Genomic DNA, 21,179 nt, shown 5'->3' on the forward strand with positions numbered 1-21,179 from the left:
TCTTGAGTATACATTAGCCCCTGAACAAGAGCGAAGCGGGTATCTCAGGCGATCATCTCCCCAGGCGGCTACAGAAATCACCCCGCCAGCACAGCCTCACGATACGCCTGCATCGTGGGCTCGATGGCGGGCGCGGGGGTGGAGCGCTGCACGTCAACTTTCTGTAATCGCAAACGCAACGATCTCGTGCACCCCGTCTTCGGTCTGGCGGATGCCGTAGGCGCGGTCGCGGTGCACGACATCGAGTCGAACTGCGGGCGACGCAGCATGGGCACGGGCGACCTTCTCACCTGAGCGATTCACCACAAGCCATGTAGCCTGTTCGGCATTAGGATCGACCGGCTGAATCCAGAGGCGATCTTCGGTATCCACCGCAAAGTGGTCAAATACCGGGTGTGTGTTATAATGTGGAGCGTCATCGATAGCATCGAGTAGTGCCGACGCTACAGCAGGCGGCGTAGCTGAATCGTTTTCGAGATCGGCGCGCATCGCATCCAACTTGTTCTGCTCGATAGGCACCGGCGTGTAGTCGAAGCGAATACGGTCTGTGATGGTACCGTCCTGCCTACGCACGCGGATGACGGGGGTGCTAGTATGTCCTTCGTAGAAATATTCGCCATGGTAACGTACCACCGACTTGCGTCCATGTGGATGTGCGAAGGTAGAAATGCCCCCCATGGGCTCCGCCACAATCTGATCGGGTCGTGAATAACTGAAGAGCGTGTCGCCCGGCACTTCGCTATTGCACTGATAGCGGACCACATACTCGCGGGGGTCCACATCGGCCCCAGTCTGTACGCTATGTGACGCACGGTGCGGAATGGCCCAGTCGCACGCATCCAAGACGAAAAGCCCAAAAGGTCGATACGACTGCCAGGGATTAATCCGATGGGTGCTATGCGGCGCAGCGTCCATATCCTCCCATGCTATCACTTGATTCCGCGAACCATCCACGACAAGCACCTGCCCATCGGAGGCCACGCCGATTCCAACCAGAAACTGAAGCGTGCCCGGTCCGCTCTCCGGTCCGCCCGTAGTTGCTTGCCAGGTGCCATCAGAATCGAACTGATGTACCTGCTGCGTGGAGCGATCTGCCACATACACCTGGCTGTCGGCATCCACCCGCACCATAAACGGTCCATCGCCCAGGAAGTCGGTGCCTGCTTCAACAGCACTCCAAATCGGTTCGAGCAAAACCGTCGATGCCGTAGCATCAGGTACTTGCGAATTTGTGGATTCGGATTCGGTGCATCCCGTTGCTCCTAGTAAGCAACCAATAACTAAATAAGAAACGATAGGTATTATACGCATAGCAGATATGGGTAGATTTTAAAAAGCGAGGCATGAGATAGAATCCCATACCTCGCCGGCTTATTAAGATAAGCTTGAAGGGGAAAAATCACTGTATAGCGATTTCATCATCACCAGGACATTCTCCGTAGCATACGCAGACTACAATCCCCGCAATTTCTGTCTCTCCACACACCGCTCCGCATGTCCCATTTGGGCATTCCGCCATCATGACAGGATCAGCGATCGTTTTTGCATTGGATGAGTACGCTTCATTGGCCGGATACCCCCAAGCCATTAACGCAGCAATAAGTAACGAACCGAAAAGAACTCCAAGTCTTTGAGTCATAACATGACTGTTTAGTTAGTGATTTGATTTTAACTACACATTAATCTTAACACTCAATTCTCGAAAAAAAAAAAAAGAATCAAATGATACGAATACGTGACGATCTGAGTGTCTACTGACTACATGATGATTTCTTGACTTCTCGCCCCCCAAACCTATCCCGCCAGCACCGCCTCACGATACGCCTGCATCGTGGGCTCGATGAGCGGCGCGGGGGTGGAGCGTGCCATCACGGCCTGCAGCGCCTCAGGCACCGGCACCGTTTCGCCAATGAGCGGCTCCACCACCGTGTCAAACTTGGCCGGATGCGCCGTAGCCACCAACACCCAGTGGGCATCGTCGCGTTGCTCGCGCGCGGCAGCTGCCGTGGCGGTATGCGGGTCCCACACCGTATCCCACACCGCCGGACCTCGCTGGATTTGTCGTTCGATCTCGGAATCCATCACCTGCACCGCATCGCCCTGCGCTCGCACCAAATCCACATCCGGCCAGTGGTGGCGCAAGCGCTCCATGTTGCTCGGGTCGCCTACATCCATCGCCGTGGCCAAGGTCTCTTGCGTTGGCTTCGGTGCCCACGTACCGGTTTCTAGAAACTCGGTGACGGACCGATTGGCATTCGTTGCCATCACAATTTCGCGGATCGGACTGCCCATCGCACGCGCATAGAATGCCGCGACGGCGTTGCCCAAGTTGCCCGAAGGCACGATGAATCCAGGCGCCTCGCCGTAGCGCGCTACGTACCAGCGGCTGGCGGCAGCGTAATACGTAAGCTGCGGCAACAATCGCCCCACGTTGATGCTGTTGGCCGAAGACAAACGCTTTTCCGTCGAGAGCACCTCATCTTGAAACGCGCCCTTCACCAGGCGCTGGCAGTCATCAAAGTTGCCGTTGACGGCCAGCGTGCGCACATTCTTATCCCACCCGGTAAGCTGCTTCTCCTGCCGTTCCGAGACGCGTCCCTTCGGATACGACACCACCACCTCCACGTTGGGCTTTTCGTGGAACGCAGCGGCCACCGCTGCACCGGTATCGCCGGATGTGGCCACCAGAATGGTAATGGGCTGATCGGCGTCTTTGTTGAGATGCGAAAGCGCCGAGGCCAAGAACCGCGCGCCCACGTCTTTGAAGGCGGCGGTCGGACCGTGAAAGAGCTCCAGTACCGACGTATCGCGCCCGATGTCGCGCAGCGGCACCGGAAACGAAAACGTGTCGGCACAGACCGCGTCGAGCATGGGCGCAAGCGGATCGCCCTCAAAGTAGGGCGCCAGCATGTGCTCGGCGATGTCAGTGATAGCATCAGACGGCGCTTCCATCGGATCGACCGCAGGAAACGAAGCGGGCACGTAGAGTCCGCCATCGGGCGCTAAGCCTCGGGTCAGGGTTTCGGACGGCGTCGCGTGGTGGTTCAGATCACGGGTGCTTACAAAGTGCATTTGGGGCAGCATGTGTTTGGGGGATGCGGCAGGCGGGTTGTCAAGACACGGGATCGGACATACCCGATGGCGGCGACGCTCGTTCGGAGCGTCCGGCTTCGTCATGCAGTTCGGCACGGAGGCGTGGCAGCGCGTCGGGATATGTCTCTTGCAGATACGCCACAATCTTCTCGCGCACCTCGCAGCGGAGCTCCCACAGATCGGGGGCGCTGTGAGCGCTCATCAGTGCACGCATCTCTACCGTGCGCTCGGTGGTGTTCGTCACGTGCAGCCGCCACACGCGCCCGTCGTAGTACTCCGACGCCTCGATAATTTCCCCCAGTGCAGCGCGCACCTCGTCGAACGGTACGGTGTGGTCTACATAGAGAAACACCGTGCCGAGCAGCTCCGACGTTTCGCGGGTCCAGTTCTGAAAGGGCTGCTCGATGAAGTACGTAATGGGCACCACAATCCGGCGCTGATCCCACACGCGCACCACCACATAGGTGAGCGTAATCTCCTCGATCCACCCGAAATCGCCCTCCACGATCACCACATCATCAACGCGAATCGGCTGCGTGAACGCCACCTGAAACCCGGCTACGATCGTACCAATCGTGCGCTGCGCGGCAAATCCCACAACAATACCGACAACGCCCGCGGAGGCCAGCAGTCCGGTGCCCAGGCTACGGAAGGTCTCGTACTCGAACAGGATGATGCCAAGCGCCACCACGCTAATGACAATGATGGCGATGCGTCGCAGCAGGCGTGTCTGCGTCACGATCTTGCGAGCGCGCAGGTTGTCGGCCTCGTCGATGGAAAACCGACGCGCAATGAGGTCTTCGAGAGCGTGGATACCCGCCACAAGGAGCCAGGCAATACCTACGACAAACAGCGTGTGCAGCACTCTGAGGATGCCCTCTTCCAGCATCGGATCGACACCGGGGCTGAAGATGGGGACGGTAGCCCGCACCACCAGCAGCGGAATGAGCAGTTGCAGAGGACGGTAGCTGTGGTCCAGCAGATCGGTTTGCTGTAGCCGATCCCCGCGCACGCAATCAACGATTAGGCGGGTCGTCCAAAAGATAACGGCGTGGATGATGAGCCCCACAACGACGGCGGCCCCCAACCAGGACACGGTGTAGATCAAGACATCCATGCTGATAGAAGAGCTATTACTCTCTCAACTGAACCTTAGGATAGAGCATGAGCTGTCAACGCTCATCGTCATCCCGGTCAAGGCGCCCCGGCATCACAGAGCCAGGATCTCCTCTGACAACATAGCCAGATCATTGGCACCGTGCAAACGCAAGCATTTGGTGTGTCACAAATCAATATTTTGGGTAACGCATTTGCACCCTATCGTACCGATAAAAAATACACAACCTTGTCATTGCGAGCGGAGCGAAGCGCCCCGACCGCAGGGAGGAAGTGCTCCTGGGGTGCTCTCATTGCTGCTAAACCGGATGTAGCTGCCCAATCAACGGCATGAGATCGCACCCCGGGAGTACTCGTTCGCTAGCGCTCACAGCGCCGCGTCGGTCGTAAGCTCCCTCCTCGCGATGACAATTTGGATCCTACCATTCAGGTGCGACACAGCACTATTCACATTTCTTCGGATGCTTCGATGCGCTTCGCCCCTGCACTATCCACCGGCGCAGTCCAGATGTCGGCGTCGAGGTCTTCGGCGTCGAGGTCTTCGGTGGCGAAGGCGCGGCGCATGGCGGTGCCTACGCGCTGGGCAGTCGCTTCATCGGGGCACCAGGCGAAGACGCTGGGACCGGCCCCTGAGATGGATCCGCCGAGCGCACCGGCATCGCGGGCGGCAGCTTGCACGGCAGCGAAGCCGGGAATCAACTGGGCCCGGTGCGGCTCGATCATCACATCGTGCAATGAGCGCCCGATGAGTGGCAGGTTGTTCTGCGCACATCCCGCCACGAGCGCGGCCAGATTGGCGCTCTGCTGCACGGCAATGGGCACGGGCACTGCCTCAGGCAAAACGGCACGGGCCGAGCGGGTGGAGATCTGCATGTGCGGATGCGCCAGTGCGGCGTGCAGGCCCTCGGGCACCGGAATGGGCACGACATCGATCGGGTCGATGCTGCGCGTAAGCACAACGCCGCCGTAGACCATGGGCACCACGTTGTCGCCATGAAGCGCGCCGCTGGCCACTTTTTCGCCAAGCAGCGCGTAGTGCAGCACCTGGTCGTCGGTCAGGGGCGGGTCAATCAACACCTGCGCCGCCTTTAGCGCAGCCACCGCCGATGCCGCGGACCCCCCCATGCCTGAACTGAGCGGAATGCCTTTGTGGATGTGCACGCGAAAGCCGTACGGCAGGTCGCGGTCAGCCAGCAGCGCCAGCAGGCCCACCGTGGCCGTGTTCGCCTTCGGCTGACGCGGCAGTTCCGTTACGCATCCGGTTATCGAGCCAATCTCGACGGTTGGATGGTCAATGCGTTCGATGCGCACGCGGTCGTGCACCGCATCGAAGGCCCCGCCCAGCACATCGTACCCCACCGCCACATTGCCGATGGATGCAGGGGAGATGGCCGTGGCGGTGGTGGGTAGGGTGTTGGGATTGGATGGCATAAGCAAGTATCAATCATAAAATATGTAGGGACACGGCGCCGCCGTGTCCGTACGGGCGGAATTGCCACGGATGCACAGAGTCGGTGCCTCCTACGCATCCACGATGCGCAGCAGGTCAGCAAACACGCCCGCGGCAGTCACATCCGGCCCGGCGCCAGGGCCTTGCACGATGAGCGGATTCTCGTTGTACCGTTCGGTGCGAAATTGTACGATGTTGTCGGTGCGGTGGATGCGCGCAAACGCGTGTTCATCGTCGTAGCGCCCCAGACGCACCGATGCTTCACCGGTGTGATCGACCGATCCCACAAAGCGCAGCACCTGTCCGGCCGCGCGGGCCTCGCGCAGAATGTTCGTCATCGCCTCGTCGTGCTCGGGCAGGCCCGCCATAAACGCATCCACTGAGCCATCGGTGAGTGCATCGGGCACCAGGCTCTCCACGGCGACATCGTCGAGCGTGATGTTGAGCCCCATCTCGCGTCCGAGAATGACCACCTTGCGAGCCACGTCCATGCCCGACAGGTCGTCGCGCGGATCGGGCTCGGTGAAGCCGTTGGCCTTCGCTTCGCGCAGAATATCGGAGAACGCGCGCTCGCCGTCAAATGCGTTGAAGAGGTACGACAGCGTGCCCGACAGAATCCCTTCAATGCGCAGCACGCGGTCGCCGGTCTCGATCAGATTGTTCAACGTCTGAATGATGGGCAGTCCGGCTCCTACCGTCGTTTCGTACAGGTATCGGGCGGATGCGGAACGCCGTGCTCGTTGCAACGCCTCGTACGCCTCCATGGGAGCAGTGCTTGCCTTCTTGTTGGGTGTCACCACGTGGATGCCCCGTTCCAGCCAGCGGGTATAGCGCGCCGCCACGGCTGGGCTCGACGTGCAGTCGATGAGTACCGCGTGTGGGTGGTACTCGGTCTGGATGTGATCGGCAAACGCGTCTAGGTCGCTCGGCGTTGTGGCCTCACGCAGGGTCGCCTTCCACGTCGAAAGGTCGATGCGCTGCTCATCCAACGCCATATAGCTGCTGTTGGAAATACCACGCACGCGGATGTCGATGCGGTGCTCGGTGCGCAACCGCTCGGCCTCCGCCTTAACCTGCTCCAAGAACGCGCCCCCCACGTTGCCCGGCCCAATGATGCCCACGGAAAGCGTGTGGTTCGAGAGATAAAATCCGGCATGAGCAGCCCGCAGCGCTTTGGTGGCGTCGTGTCCATCCACTACGGCGGTGATGTTACGCTCTGAGGAGCCCTGTGCCATGGCCCGTACGTTCACGCCCGCCTGTCCGAGGGCACCGAAGAACGTAGCGGCAATGCCCGGCGTGCCCGCCATGTTGTCGCCCACCACAGCCAGCACGCTGCAATCGGGCGTCACCTCAACCGGCTTCAGGTGCCCTTGGTCGATTTCGGCGTAGAAGGCATTGCGGGCGGCGGTGCGTGCAGCCTCGGCCTGTGCGTTTGGTACAGCAAAGCAGATGGAATGCTCGGAGCTACCCTGTGAAATGACCATCACCGACACATCCGCCTCTTCCAGCGCGCTGAACAGGCGACGGGCGATGCCCGGTACGCCCATCATGCCCGAGCCCTCCAGATTGATCAGCGCCAGATCGTTGATTGTCGCGAATCCTTTGACCGGACGCTCAGCGTCGCCACTCAGGTGGATGCGTGTGCCGGGGTCTTCGGGCGAAAAGGTGTTTCGGATGTGAATAGGAATGTTCTGGTCAAACGCGGGAGCCAGCGTGCGCGGATGAATGACCTTCGCCCCGAAGTAGGCCAGTTCCATGGCTTCGGGATACGAGAGGGCATCCAGACGCTGCGCATCGGGCACCAGGCGCGGATCGGCGGTCATCACCCCGTCTACATCGGTCCAGATGTGCACGGCGTGGGCCTGCAGCAGCGAGGCAAAGATCGCCGCTGAAAAGTCGCTGCCATTGCGTCCGAGCGTAGTGGGGGCGCCCTGTGCGGTCGTGGCAATAAAGCCCGTGATAACAAGATGCTCCGCCGGATGGGTTTCACGCCACGTGGTAAAGCGTGCGCGGGTGGCCGCCCAGTCCACGGTCGGACCCATCGTCTGGTGGGTAACGACGAGCACATCGCGCGCATTGCAGAGCGCGACGTCGTGGCCGTCGGCACGTAGCAGGTGGGTGAGCAGGCGGGCGCTCCATTGCTCGCCGAAGCCTGCAATCAGGTCGCGCGCCGCTTCCGACACCGTGCCAAGCAACTGCGTGGTCTGCAGCACATCGCGAATGGTTTGTACATCGGCGGCCAAGGCATCGGCTACGGACTCGGCATCGGAGCCGCTGAGGAGCGTTTCAATGGGCGATTGCTGTGCAGTGTGGAGCGCATCGAGTTCAGACAGACGGTCTTCAAACGGCGTACTCGTATTGGTTAGAGCAAGGAGCGCATCGGTGGTGCCGCGCATGGCCGACACGACGGTCGCACAGCCGGGACCATGGTTGTCAATGAGTGTGGCTACATGACGAAGGCGGTCGGCATTGGCAAGACTGGTGCCGCCAAACTTATAGACGGTCCACGGCGCAAGGTCGGGCATGAAAACGACGGAAGCTGAAATAAGCAGAGAATCGGATCAACGCCCGCCTAACGGATGTGCCAAGATAGGGTTCATCCGGAAGCGCTTTCTACTAACTCGGCCCGTAGGCGACGCAGATACGCAGGAGCCTCTAGTAAGCGGGGGCCATACCACGAAAAGATCTGGCCATCGACCACACGCACGGGAATGTCGGGACAGGCGGCTTTCACGTCGGCCGTAAAGTCATCCTTCTGGCCAAATGGAAACGGCTCGCTGCTGCACAGAATGGCATCGAGGGTGGCGTCGGCTAGTTCGTTGAGCGTCACTTCTGGGTAGCGGTCGGTGTCGGCCCAGGGCGAGGTGAATCCCCCGTAGCGCATCACATCGTGAATGATGGTATCGCCGCCGACGGTCATGTACGGCTCGCGCCAGATAAGGTAGGCCACGCGGAGCAGGGGGGCGTTGCTGGAGAGGGCCTCGAACCGTTCGGTGATCTCTACAGCCAGGGCCGCCGCCGCTTCGGAGCGTCCGACCAGCGTCCCCACCTGCCGAATCATCTGTGTAGCGGCACGGACGGTCGGCACATCGGTGACGTATACCGGTGCGATGTTGGTGAGTGCGTCGACATCGTCGGGCGTGTTTTCTTCCTTGTTGGCCAGCACCACATCGGGGGCCAGTTCGGCCACGGTGTCTTGCTTGACCTGCTTGGTGCCGCCTACGAGGGTCTTTTCTTCGCGCCACGATGGCGGACGTTCGCAGAAACGCGTGAGGCCTACCACCTCACGGTCCAGCCCCAGTCCGTGCAATAGGTCCGTTAAACTGGGTACGAGCGATACGATGCGTGTCGGACGCGCATTGAGCACAATGGGGCGCCCCAACGCATCGGTGGTAGCACAGAAGGGGTCATCAGCCATGGCTTTTTGCGCATCCTACTGAAAAAATGTAGCGATGAAGAGCCCGACTCCGGCAACCACTGCGATGATGGCCGCGGTGTTCAGCAGAGGAAGTTGGCGCTGCAGGCTGTGTTGTAGCGGATTGCGCGCCCCTAGCAGCACACCAGCCAGTCCAAGCATAAGATCAGCGGCGGCTCCGAGCGTATCGCCCATTTGAAAGCTATTCCACGCCATCCAGCAGAGGAACAGCCCAAAGCCCATCAACAGCACGTCGATGAGCGAAAGTGGCGAGGGAGCGTCTTGTGATTCCGAGTCAGACATAGGAAGTTAAGCGTCGCGGTCAGAAAGTGTGTCGAACAGGCGGGCGGGCACGTGGCCAAAGGCGCCGTTGCTCATCGTGACAGCTACATCGCCGGGGACAAGCAGCTGCTGCAGGTGGTGGAGCGTATGGTCGGGGTCCGCCCCAACGATTACGCTAGGTCCACGCTTACGGATGGCATCGGCTACGGCCTCTACATCGAGGCGGTTGTCTTGGCGGTCGTTATGTCGAAACGGAGGTGTGCTGAGTACCACTACATCGGCGGCATCGAACGCGGTGCTGTAGGCGTCCTCGAACCGGGCCCGGCGGCTGGTATTTGAGCGTGGCTCAAACGCGACCACCAGGCGGCGCTCTGGGTAGGCCGTACGCAGTCCTTCAAGGGTACGCTGTACCGCTGTGGGGTGATGGGCAAAGTCGTCAATCACCGTAATGTCGCGGGCTGTGCCCAGCACCTCTTGCCGCCGGGCTACGCCCGGAAACGAGGCCAGCCCCTGGGCCACCTGACGGCTGTTGCATCCTTCACTAAATGCGATAAGGGCCACCGCCAGTGCATTTTGCAGGTTGTGCGTGCCATGCAGCGGCAGCGTGTACGAGCCGCGTTCGAACCCGCCCATTGTGATGGTAAAGCGTTGCCCCTCGGGGCCGGTTTCGTGATCGGTGACGGTCACGTCATTGCTTGGGTCGAGTCCATAGGTCCGCACACGAGCGTCGGTGTGTGGGGCTAGAGCAGCAACGGCCGGGTCGTCGCCACACAGGACGAGCAACCCGTTGCGCGCCCCCAGCGTGCCTGCAAATGCCTCAAACGCCTGTCGGTAAGCGGCTTCGTCGGCAAACACATCAGCGTGGTCGAACTCCAGCGACGTAATGACGGCTTTGTCGGGCCGGTAGTGCATAAACTTGGGCCGGTCGTCGAAATACGCACTGTTGTACTCGTCGCCTTCGACCACAAACGGCTGATCGGTACCTAGATGGGCGCTGCGCTCGGTGCTTTTGAGCACCCCGCCAATCAGATACCCTGGATCGGCGTCGGCGGCATGCAGCGTGTGGGTGAGCAAAGCGGTTGTTGTCGTTTTGCCATGCGTACCAGCGACCACAATGGAGCGTCGATCATCCGTCAAAAAGTGATGGCCGAGCGCCTCGGGAAACGACTGTTGCACCAGGTGATGCTCACGTGCATACGCGGCTTCGGGATGGGTGGGCGTGCATGCATTGCCGACAATGGTGAGGTCGGGTGGTGGATCGAGATGAGCTGGGTCGTACCCCTCCAACACGTCAATGTTACGCGCGGCCAGTTGGGTGCTCATGGGCGGATACGCTGCGTCATCGCTGCCGCGTACGGTGTAGCCGGCCTCCTGAAAAAGCTGTGCCAGCGAGCCCATTCCGGTTCCACAGATGCCAATAAGATGAACCGTGTTGAGGGTATCCGGCACAGGCGGACGGTCGAACGTGCGCAGGGCCGTGTCATCAGAGGCCGAAGAAGTCATGAAAGGCAGGCAGAGACGTTAGTCAGACGAAGAGGCAGGGTCAGAAGAGTTTTGTTTTCCAGACGAGTCCGAAGCAATGGCTTCGGCAGCTACATCTGGCGATGTGGGTTGCATGTCAGCATGCGAGGAAATGTCTTCAGGGAGCATGCCTAGTTGCTTGGCGCGGCGGAACCACTGTTCACGTGCCAGCGCCTGCATGTCTTCGACCGAGTCGGCCTCATCAACGATTTCCATGCCGAGGAGCGTCTCCACCACATCTTCCATCGTAACGATGCCCGCCACACCGCCGTACTCATCGACCACCAGTGCAATATGCTCCAGGTGGTCAAGCATGCGTTCGAGCACATCGGGGAGGGGGAGCGATGCTTGCACCACCAGAATTTCGCGAACGAGTTCGGAGAGGGGCAGGTCAAGGTCTTCTTGAGCGGCGCGCAACAGCAAAGCATCTTTGAGCACGTACCCGGTCACGTTATCGCGATTTTTGCGATACACCGGAATGCGCGAAAACCGAAACTCATCGTGTTTCTCAATGACCTCGCCAACCGTTTGGTCTTCCATCAAGTCGAACATAACCGTGCGCGGCGTCATCACATCTTTCACGCGCAGTGAGTTGAAGCGAAAGAGATTGCGCAGGATATGCGATTCCTTTTCCTCAAACACGCCCTCTTCCTCCCCCAACTCGGCCAGCGCTGTAAACTCTTCGCGGCTGAAAGACACCCGCTCTTCGCCATCAGCCAGCAGGTACGAGAGCCCCTTCGACAGCTTTACGAATGGCCACATCGAAAAGCTGATAGGAGTGAGCAGCCGTACTACGGTCGGCGCCATGGTGCGCCAGTACACAGCACCCAGTGTTTTCGGGATGATCTCCGAGAAGACAAGGATGAGAAGCGTAAGGACGGCAGAAATGACACCGATCCACGCTTCCCCAAAAACAATAGCGGCCTGCGCTCCGGCTCCGGCAGCCCCCACCGTATGCGCAATGGTGTTGAGGCTTAGGATGGCAGCCAGCGGCTGGTCAATATCCTCTTTGTACTGACGCAGTCGTTCGCCGATGGCATGATCATCCCGCTCCAGTGCAGCCACATACGAAGGCGTGGTGCTAAGCAGCACCGCCTCCATAATCGAACACAGAAACGAGACGCCTATTGCTAGCGCTACGTATACGAGTAATAAACCCATGCAGCGAACGCCGATTGTCCAGTCAGTTGCCTAATAAAGACAAGCGGCGAGGCACGTTATATTGAAGAAACACGAGAACGGATACAAAGAATGCACGGCTACCGGTGCAGTTTCTACAACCGCCCGGTCTGACGTCAGCGAAGGCGGGCAAGTGCTCATCTGCAGATAACGTTATGCGATGTGCCGGTAGCAAGAACGCGGCCTGAGCGGCCCGCCTTCAATGATACGCCCCCCTGATTCGAGGGGGCGTACGGCCCACGCGATATAAGCCCCCTACTCGATGGAGAGCCGTCCACCACCAGGGGCAGAGGCTGCGCCTTCTTTCCACTCAAACTCCAACTCCAGGCTCAACTCGGGGGTGCCCCCCGACTTTGATGTTTCGCGCTCGGCCTTTACTTCGAAGTCGAAGCGCTCGGGCAGCGTCATATCCAACGTTTCTCCGCCCGCTTCGAGATGAACCGAGCCGTCGGCTTCGAGCTTGTCGGCCAACGTCCGAAGATACGAGGCCGCTTCAGCGCGTGTAGCGGCATGTTCAGACTTAAACAGCACTTCTTCAGGCATAAGAGTCACCTTTAGCATGTGGATACAATAGGATAGAGAGTATATCTTCACCCTGCAATGGGCAGAAAGATCCACATTGCCCTACAACCGTGTTCGAGATGTGCTTGGTTGCCGCACTGTGCCCCCGACTACCAGTCCGGCCCCGATAAGCACCAGGTTTTTGATGATATACTGCCCTTCCATCGTCAGTCCAATAGGAAATTGCGTAAAGCATACCTCGGGCAGCAGCACGAGGGGGAGCATAGTGCCGGGCATCTGCAAGAACAGAAGGAGGATAGCCAGCCGCAGCATAGGGCGAAAGAGCAGCCCAATGCCAATAAGCACCTCCCATACGCCCAGCACGATCAGAAAAAAGTCTTCGTCTACAAAGTACACCGTGTTACGCACCAGTTCTTCGGCGGGACTCATTCCCAGCGGTTTGAGGGCCCCAAACCAAATAAACACGATGCCTAAGCTGTACCGCAAGATAAGCACCCCGTACTGCCGCATCCATCCGGCAATCTGCCGATCTACGGCGTCAAGATTCAACCGTTCAAGAAGCCTACTGATTGGGTCTGACATACCGCCTCACAGTTGGTTGTGGGAAAACAACGCGCTTCATTAAAAATGGGTGGGCCATGCTCTGCGCTAACCATTTCAGAAGCAGCTCTTTTCGATACAGGGGTAAAACGCAAGACCACCCCAGAAGGTTATTTCTGATTGCAAGATATCCAGCACATTCAGCGTAAATCACCCTTAATTGGGGGCGGGATGGCCAAATTGCTCATGACACGTAAACGAGCCAGTGTATTGCCCGCAATTGCGTCGCTAGACGCAGAAACTAACCCGTCGTGCATAGGGTCAGAGGGCGTAGTAATTCACAACTCCTATTCTAATCCGAATAAAGGAGCGTTTTTCATGACTTCAGCCCGCGTTTTTTTCGACGCTTTCCCATGGATACAAACGACCATACCTCACATACCGTACAGCCCATCGTGAAAGGTGGTCTGTTGGCATTGATCCTCCTTCTCGTCTGGACTGGACCCCCTGTTGTGTACGGGCAGTCGATCACAGGACAGACCTCCTTCACTGAAACTACCTCTTTTGCCCCCGCTGTTGTTCAGCAACATGCCCTGCTGTTAGGGGCTGAAGACCCTCACCTGCGCGAGCAGGCCTTGAAAAATATCATTGTTATCAGCCAGCGCAACCTGGCGACCTACGACTGGAGCGCGGTTGGTCCTGCTCTCGTTCACGTGTTCCGGCAGGACCCTGACCCACAGCTTCGCATTATGGCAGTCTCGGCAATCCATACAATTGGGGATAAACGATCTCTCGATGCGATCAATCGCCACAATGCGTTTGTTCGACATGCCCATGCCCAGCAACGCATCCGCTACATTCCGTCGCGCGCTGAGCAGCACGGAGATTATGCTGTCCGGCTCTACTATCATACCCAAGCCAACCAACGGCAACAGGACCGCCTTCAACGCCGCATTGATCGGCATCTTGCAAAGGCCAATGTGCACACCGAAAAAGCGATGCGGCTTGGCCACCGAATGCCTCCCGAAACAAGCAAGTAGATCCCTCTACAGATAGCGTAAGAGCACGAGTCCGAGGCACATTATGCCTCGGACTCGTGTGCGTTGGGGCTACGGTGTTCTCTATGCAATATCCCCGAAGATGCGGCATCTCCCAACGTCCATCCGCCAAGAATCTATTCAGCGGATACCGGGTTTGGATCTCCCCCCGACGCTTTCGCACGCACACGCTGGCTGCATGTCTTCCTCGTCTTCTGTTCTGGAACGCGAAATCCGATACCTGAAGGGCGTAGGCCAAAAGCGCGCCGACGCCTGGACCGATGCGCACGGCGTACGTACCGTGCACGATCTGCTGCACTTCTACCCGCGGCGCTACCTCGACCGCTCTACCACCAGCCACGTGCGTGACCTGCGCGAAGGCGACCAGGCGACCATCATGGGGACCGTCGTTGTACAGGACGTGGTGCCGGGCCGTAGCAACAAGCGCTTTGAACTCATCGTGGAAGACAGCGAAGGACAGCGCATGAAAGCCGTCTGGTTTCAGGGCGTATGGTGGATCCGCAAGGCGTTTGACACGGGCGAGCGCATCGCGCTTCATGGCACCGTGCAGAAGTACGGACGCTGGTTCTCGATGACGCATCCCGACTTCGATCGCCTCGATGACGACGCAGCCGCCCTCGACACCGGACGCATTGTGTCGCTCTATCCCGGCGGCCAAGCAATGGACGCCGTTGGGCTCAGCAGTCGCTCGGTACGGCGGATCGTCTACCGCTTCTTCAAAGAGCACGGGCTGAAGCTGAGTGAACCGCTTCCCGAGTGGATGACTACGCAGTACGATTTGATGGAGGGCCGTGTGGCGCTACGGGCCATCCACTTTCCAAAAAGTCAGGAGGAGTTGCAACGAGCCATCCACCGGCTCAAGTTTGAGGAGCTCTTTTTCATTCAACTGCTGCTAGCCATTACCCGGCACGAGCGCGAAGACATTGCCGGTCCGCGCTTTGAGGAACCGGGCGCCTACACGCGCCGCTTTGCGGAAGAGGTGCTCCCGTTTGAGCTTACGCAGGCTCAAAAGAGGGCTGCCAAAGATATCTTTGCCGACACCCAGACGGGCATCCAGATGAACCGGCTGGTGCAAGGGGATGTGGGCAGCGGCAAAACCGTGGTGGCCGTACTGGCGATGCTGCAGGCGTACGACAGCGGATTCCAGACCGCGTTCATGGCACCTACCGAGATTCTGGCCGAACAGCACGCCGCCAGCCTCACGCGTTACCTGGCTCCGCTCGACCTGGAGCCCGTCCTGCTAACCGGGAGCCAATCGACTGCCGACCGCGAGGCTGCGCTCGATGCACTACGTACCGGGTCGGCCCCCGTAGCTGTTGGTACGCACGCGCTGATCCAAGATGCGGTGACATTCGACCGCTTGGGGCTGGCCATTGTGGACGAGCAGCACCGATTTGGTGTAATGCAACGCGCCGAAATGTTCGAAAAAGGCGACCGTCCGCACATGCTGCTGATGACGGCTACGCCTATTCCGCGTTCGCTGGCTATGACGCTGTACGGGGATCTCGACGTCTCTCATATCGACGAGATGCCTGCTGGACGTAAGCCGGTTATCACAGCGAAACGACACGAAAAACAGCGCGAGGAGGTGTACGCCTTCCTGCAATCGCGTATTGCCCAGGGCGAACAGGCGTACGTGGTGTATCCGCTCGTTGCCGAAAGCGAAAAAAGCGATCTGAAGGATGCGGAGAACGGACAGACTACGCTGCGGTCTCGCTTTCCGGATGCTACGGTGGGGCTTGTGCACGGCCAGATGAAAGCCGATGCGAAAGAGGAGGCGATGCGTGCCTTCCACGCAGGCGAGATCGACATTCTGGTGTCGACGACGGTCATTGAAGTGGGGGTGGATGTGCCGAATGCCACCGTGATGCTCATCGAGCACGCCGAGCGGTTTGGGCTGAGCCAACTGCATCAGCTGCGCGGTCGCGTTGGACGCAGCGATGCGCAAAGCTATTGCATCTTGATGGCCGGATACAAACAGTCGGCCGAGGCGAAGCAGCGGCTGGCGGCGATGACACGCACGACCGATGGCTTCGAGATCAGCGAAGAGGATTTGCGTATCCGAGGTGCGGGCGATTTCTTTGGGACGCGCCAGAGCGGGATGCCGGAGCTGAAGCTGGCTGACATCACCGAGGATACCGATGTGCTCGAAACTGCACGTGAGGCCGCCACGGCGCTCATCAACCGCGACCCGGAGCTTACCGATGACGCTCATACCCCCCTCCGGCGCTATTTCGAGCGCTACTACGCCGACCAGTCGATGGGCTTTTTGCGGGTGGGGTGAGGTACTGCCGTGTCGCGTGTGAATGATGAGGTGCAGGGCTCGTGTCAAAGGTCTGCACCCTCTCCAAAAAACCTGTCATGGTGAGCGCAGCCGAACCATCTCCCCGACGCTCAGCAGGCTCTGATCGATCGAACGGCCCTGCTCATTTCGGGGGAGATCTTTCGACTCCACACCTGCTAGACGCAGTTGCTCCGCTCAAGATGACAACATTAAAACGGGGCGTATTGCAACCCGAAGATTGACCTGTGACACAGCACTACACAAACGCATCCGGGAGGGCCTCGCGGGCCAGGGCGCGCACGTCGGGGGCGCCGTCTTGGTTGAGTGCCTGCTTCGCAAGCGCCTTCATATCTTTCATATCCAGAGCACGAATCAGCGCTTTGGTGGCAGGCAGTGCCTCTGCGTTTACGCTCAAATTACGAATCCCAAGTCCCACAAGCACGGGAATGGCTTCGGGATCCGCCGCCGCTTCGCCGCACACGCTTACAGGTCGACTGCCAGCAGCCTCAACCACCTGACGAATCATGTGCAGTACTGGTGGGTGGAGCGTGTCGGAAAGATTCGCCAGGTCGGCGTGTTCGCGGTCGGCGGCCATCACGTATTGCACCAAGTCGTTCGTTCCGATGCTGAAGAAGTCGACGTGCGGAGCCAACTGCGCTACCGTAACCGCACTGGCTGGCGTCTCAACCATGATGCCTACGGGCATGTTGGCCGCGTACAGCGTCCCCGTATGGTTAAGCGCGGCACGCACCGACTGAAGCAACCGGCGCGTCTGCCGAATCTCGTCGAGTGTGGCCACCATGGGAAGCATGAGCCGTATGTTGTGCGATGCACTGGCCTTAAGCACGGCCCGCAACTGGGTCCGGAATAGCTCGGGGTGGCGCAGCAAAACCCGGATGCCGCGCATTCCCAAGAACGGATTCGACTCCTCGGGAAAGGATATATACGGCAGCGGCTTGTCGCCTCCGGCATCGAGTGCACGCACGGTGACGGGGGCTTTCTCGAACGGCGAGGCCACCGTTTTCAGGGCTTCAAGCTGTTCTTCTTCGGAGGGCGGCTCCTGCGTATCCCCAAACAGAAACTCGGTGCGGAGCAGCCCCACGCCTTCGGCTCCCCGCTCAACGGCGGTTGCTGCCTCACTGGGATGACTAATGTTGGCCGTTACCGTTACGGTTGTGCCGTCGGTGGTCGTGGCCGCACGCTGCGCTTCAGCCCGGTATGCGGCGGCGCGCTTGTCGGCTTCGCGACGCTTTGATTCGAGCTTCTTAACGCGTTGACGAGGAGGATCAACCCAAACATGCCCGGTGCCGCCATCAAGACCCAGGATGGTGCCATTGTCAACGTGCTGCAGCGCGGTGCCCACGCCGAACACCGTGGGAATGCCGCGTCCACGTAGCAAAATGGCGTTGTGGCCGGTTGGGTTGCCACCAGTACAAACCACCCCGTGCACTTGATCGGGGTCTAGGTGAGGCACGATGGAGGGCGGTAGATCATCGGCCACAAGCACCAGGGGGCCATCGGGTAGCGACAACACTTCACTGGCGTCGTCGAGCAGCTCAAGCACCACGCGTCGCCCGATGTCGCGCACGTCGTTAGCACGCGCTTGCATGTATGCATCGCCAAGGTTGGCGTATTCTTGGGCCAGCGCTTCGGTGACCTGTGCCCAAGCAAGCGGAGCCGGTTCGTTCGCATCGGCTATGCGTTCGTGGGCAGCATCCAGAAGCGCATCGTCTTCAAGCAGCAACGCCTGGGCTTCCAAAATCCCTTGCACGTCTTTCCCGCCTCGACGGGCCTGCATACGCAAATCGCGCTGCACCATTTTGAGTGCGGTTTGTAGCGTATCCCACTCGTCTTCAGGGGGCTGCTCTTGCGTGGTGGGTAGGTCGGGCAGTGCGGTATGCAGGCGAGCGGCAGGGGCTACGGCTGTACCGGCATGCACCGCAAGTCCTGTCACGGCTCCATCACTGGGCTCTTGCACGCGCTCGGTTGACGCTTCGGCCTGCGAGGCCGAGGATCCTGATTCTGGTGAAGCGGAGTCATCCTCAAACCCCTCTTTGATAAGCGTGCCTAATGCCTGTAGGGCCTCCTCAGACTCGGGGCCGCGGGCGGCAATCTGTAAGCGGTTGCCCCGGCGCGCGCCCAGCGTAGACACCGACGAAATGCTCGTGGCCGATACCGGAGGGCGATCGTCTTCTAACCGCTTAATCGTGATTGCAGCCTCAAACTTGCTTGCCGTGCGTACCAGTTGGGCAGCCGGACGGGCATGCAAGCCGTGTAAGTTCGTCAACTCTACCTCGATGGCATGCTCGGGGGCATCCTTGAACCGTGTTTTTGAAGTGGAAGCCGCCGAATCGGGATCTGGGGTGGAGCCGGTGTCTGAATCGCCCACATGCTGCTGTTTTTGAGCAAGCGCCTGCCGGGCTTCGCGGGCTACGGTGTCGAGGTCGCCGCCCATGCTGGCTTGCACCGCTGCCGCCAGTGCGCCCTCCACAAACGGGGCCGACACCAGCCGCGTGCGCTGCCGCAGGTCGTCGGGCAGCAATTCGAGCGCCACATCTGTGCTTAGCAAGGCGCTTCCCATATCGCCCAGAACAAGCACGCCGTCGCCCTTGTCCACGCGCTGAATGGCCTCAAAAATAGCGGTGGCATCGGTGCCGGTGTCTGCTCCTTCGTCGCCGGTTCCAGCAGCAACGGCAATGGCTACATCTTCAGCTGCCATTTCGCGGATAAGTGGAATCAACGCATCGGCAAGGGCACGACTGTGCGAAACAAGAACGAGACTGACCATGAACTAAAGAAATTGTGATCAAGACAAACAACGTGCGTGCAGAACAGCTTACCCATCAGCCGTCCAGGCTTTTTCAGCAGCAGCCACCAGGTAGTAGGTGGAGGTGGCCCCGGGATCTTGATGGCCTTTGCTTCGCTCGCCGAGGTAGCTGGCACGACCCTTCCGTGCTTCGAGTGGAATCGTAGCTTCCATTCCCTCTTTGGCGGCCTGGGTAGCCACCGACAACGCCTCTGATAGATCGTCGCCGCGTTGAGCGGCAGCCTCCAGCGCTTCTACGGTAGGGAGCAGCGCATCCACCATCGTTTTGTCGCCGGACTTTGCCTTGCCGCGCCGCTGCACGCCCTGCAGGCCCGCCCGAAATAACGCGGCGACTTCCGGCACATCGAGCGTGTCGTGACTTTGTACCGCCTTGCCGGCATCCATGAAGAACGTACCATACAACGGCCCGCTGGCCCCGCCGGTCTTGGAGATCAGCGCCATGGCCACCGCGCGCATCATGTCCATCATGTCGTCGGTGTCGTCGAATGTGTTGACGGCATGCGTAAGCCCCCGGTTGAGGTTCTGGCCATGGTCGCCATCCCCAATTGCCGAATCGAGCTTGGTCAGATGCGACTTTTGGTCGGCGACTTCGTCGGCAAACGTGCGAATCCAGTTGCGCAGGTCATCGGCGGTAAGAGACATACAATGTTGGGGGGTGTGATACAGGCGGCGAGAAAAAATAGGGGATGCGGCTCGATTAGACCAACTCCGCATGTTTCGTTCGGGGAGGGACGGGTGGATGGTTGGATGGGCACAACGTCCATCTGTGCATCCATCCGCCCATCTCCACGCACATGAGGCCAAAGACCGACTGACGAAGTACATCCGGTGTCGTACCGACAAGCGATTTCGCAACGGGTACAACCGGAGTTGGTATTACATGACCTACATCCCCCAGCGGAGGCCCGGGGTGTGTACGGGCGCATCCCACAACTCAACGCGCTCTTCGTTCATGCGCATCAGTGTGATGGAGATGCCCGCCATTTCGAGGCTGGTGATGTACGGGCCGACCAGGTTGCGCACCACGCGCAAGCCGTTCTGCTCCGCGATTTCAGCGGCCTTGCGATACGCTAGATACAGTTCGATGAGCGGAGTCCCCCCCATGCTATTCATGAACAGCAACACATCATCCCCATCCTCAAAGGGCAAGTCCTCGATGATTGGCATCATGAGACGCTCGACAACCTTATCGGCTGGCTCAATCTCCATGCGTTTGCGTCCGGGTTCACCGTGAATGCCGATGCCGATTTCCATCTCGTTCTCCCCCAGGTCGAAGGTGGGCTCTCCGGCGGTGGGGACTGTACACGACGTGAGCGCCATTCCCATGCTGCGCACATCGTCGTTGCACCGCTTGCACAGGTCGGTAACCTCTTGCAGGGAGGCTCCGCGTTCAGCGGCCGCGCCACACAATTTCTCGATGAGCACGGTTCCACCAACGCCTCGTCGTCCTGCGGTGTAGGTGCTGTCTTCTACCGCCACATCGTCGTTGATAACAACGCTTTCGACCTTGATATCGCTTGCTTCGGCCATTTCCTCGGCCATCTCGAAGTTCATCACATCGCCCGTGTAGTTTTTGACGATGTGCAGCACACCGGCTCCGGCGTCGAGGGCTTCGGTGGCTGCTTGCATCTGATCGGGGGTCGGGCTGGTGAACACCTCACCCGGACAGGCGCCATCGAGCATGCCGTGCCCAACAAAGCCATTGTGCATGGGCTCGTGGCCACTTCCGCCACCTGAAAGGATACCCACTTTTCCATCGGGCACGCCATCAGCACGCACCACGTAGGTTGGATCATAGTGCACCTCAATCATATCGGGATGCGCCGTGGCCATCCCTTTGAGGGATTCGCGCACCACGTCTTCGGGGGCATTGATTAGCTTTTTCATAGTAA

General features: G+C 59.5%; 16 protein-coding genes. 2 read left to right on the forward strand and 14 right to left on the reverse strand.

The features are described 5' to 3' along the window. Positions 1-153: 153 nt before the first annotated feature. The 11 genes from ACZ5AL_RS11305 to ACZ5AL_RS11355 form a co-directional block, all read right to left on the reverse strand. On the reverse strand, positions 154-1,311 hold the full coding sequence (locus tag ACZ5AL_RS11305) for a hypothetical protein (protein ID WP_464510474.1): 1,158 nt from the start codon (positions 1,309-1,311) through the stop codon (positions 154-156). A 483-nt stretch (positions 1,312-1,794) separates the two neighbouring features. Then, positions 1,795-3,072: a threonine synthase gene (thrC, locus tag ACZ5AL_RS11310; protein WP_464510475.1), complete on the reverse strand. Its 1,278-nt coding sequence runs from the start codon at positions 3,070-3,072 to the stop codon at positions 1,795-1,797. Between the two features lie 40 nt (positions 3,073-3,112). After that, positions 3,113-4,210: a mechanosensitive ion channel family protein gene (locus tag ACZ5AL_RS11315; protein WP_464510476.1), complete on the reverse strand. Its 1,098-nt coding sequence runs from the start codon at positions 4,208-4,210 to the stop codon at positions 3,113-3,115. Between the two features lie 446 nt (positions 4,211-4,656). Then, positions 4,657-5,640 (reverse strand): homoserine kinase, encoded by a 984-nt coding sequence (locus ACZ5AL_RS11320; RefSeq protein ID WP_464510477.1) that lies wholly within the window; start codon positions 5,638-5,640, stop codon positions 4,657-4,659. A gap of 90 nt (positions 5,641-5,730) precedes the next feature. Next, positions 5,731-8,184 carry a bifunctional aspartate kinase/homoserine dehydrogenase I gene (gene thrA, locus ACZ5AL_RS11325; RefSeq protein ID WP_464510478.1) on the reverse strand — a complete coding sequence of 818 codons (2,454 nt, stop codon included), beginning with the start codon at positions 8,182-8,184 and terminating at the stop codon, positions 5,731-5,733. A 71-nt stretch (positions 8,185-8,255) separates the two neighbouring features. Continuing rightward, positions 8,256-9,077, reverse strand: coding sequence for an ABC transporter substrate-binding protein (locus ACZ5AL_RS11330; protein ID WP_464510479.1), 822 nt, complete (start codon positions 9,075-9,077; stop codon positions 8,256-8,258). Positions 9,078-9,092: 15 nt separating this feature from the next. Beyond that, complete coding sequence (locus ACZ5AL_RS11335; RefSeq protein ID WP_464510480.1) at positions 9,093-9,377, reverse strand: hypothetical protein; 285 nt, start codon at positions 9,375-9,377, stop codon at positions 9,093-9,095. A gap of 6 nt (positions 9,378-9,383) precedes the next feature. After that, positions 9,384-10,859 (reverse strand): UDP-N-acetylmuramate--L-alanine ligase, encoded by a 1,476-nt coding sequence (locus ACZ5AL_RS11340; RefSeq protein ID WP_464510481.1) that lies wholly within the window; start codon positions 10,857-10,859, stop codon positions 9,384-9,386. 18 nt (positions 10,860-10,877) lie between these two features. Beyond that, positions 10,878-12,038 (reverse strand): CNNM domain-containing protein, encoded by a 1,161-nt coding sequence (locus tag ACZ5AL_RS11345; RefSeq protein ID WP_464510482.1) that lies wholly within the window; start codon positions 12,036-12,038, stop codon positions 10,878-10,880. A gap of 273 nt (positions 12,039-12,311) precedes the next feature. Further along, positions 12,312-12,599 carry an amphi-Trp domain-containing protein gene (locus ACZ5AL_RS11350; RefSeq protein WP_464510483.1) on the reverse strand — a complete coding sequence of 96 codons (288 nt, stop codon included), beginning with the start codon at positions 12,597-12,599 and terminating at the stop codon, positions 12,312-12,314. 81 nt (positions 12,600-12,680) lie between these two features. Next, positions 12,681-13,160 (reverse strand): hypothetical protein, encoded by a 480-nt coding sequence (locus ACZ5AL_RS11355; RefSeq protein WP_464510484.1) that lies wholly within the window; start codon positions 13,158-13,160, stop codon positions 12,681-12,683. 371 nt (positions 13,161-13,531) lie between these two features. On the opposite strand from ACZ5AL_RS11355, the gene ACZ5AL_RS11360 reads away from it, so the two are divergent. Then, entirely contained in the window at positions 13,532-14,158 is a 627-nt protein-coding gene (locus ACZ5AL_RS11360; RefSeq protein ID WP_464510485.1) for a HEAT repeat domain-containing protein, read from the forward strand. A 196-nt stretch (positions 14,159-14,354) separates the two neighbouring features. Further along, positions 14,355-16,460 (forward strand): ATP-dependent DNA helicase RecG, encoded by a 2,106-nt coding sequence (recG, locus tag ACZ5AL_RS11365; RefSeq protein ID WP_464510486.1) that lies wholly within the window; start codon positions 14,355-14,357, stop codon positions 16,458-16,460. Between the two features lie 256 nt (positions 16,461-16,716). Here recG and ptsP read toward each other — a convergent pair whose 3' ends face one another. The 3 genes from ptsP to dhaK all read right to left on the reverse strand — a co-directional run bounded on the left by ptsP (position 16,717) and on the right by dhaK (position 21,174). Next, positions 16,717-19,248, reverse strand: a complete 2,532-nt coding sequence (ptsP, locus tag ACZ5AL_RS11370) for a phosphoenolpyruvate--protein phosphotransferase (protein ID WP_464510487.1) — start codon at positions 19,246-19,248, stop codon at positions 16,717-16,719. Between the two features lie 48 nt (positions 19,249-19,296). Then, complete coding sequence (dhaL, locus tag ACZ5AL_RS11375; RefSeq protein ID WP_464510488.1) at positions 19,297-19,929, reverse strand: dihydroxyacetone kinase subunit DhaL; 633 nt, start codon at positions 19,927-19,929, stop codon at positions 19,297-19,299. A 243-nt stretch (positions 19,930-20,172) separates the two neighbouring features. Further along, on the reverse strand, positions 20,173-21,174 hold the full coding sequence (gene dhaK, locus ACZ5AL_RS11380) for a dihydroxyacetone kinase subunit DhaK (RefSeq protein ID WP_464510489.1): 1,002 nt from the start codon (positions 21,172-21,174) through the stop codon (positions 20,173-20,175). Between the last annotated feature and the right edge of the window lie 5 nt (positions 21,175-21,179).

It is taken from the genome of Natronotalea proteinilytica (assembly GCF_055379935.1).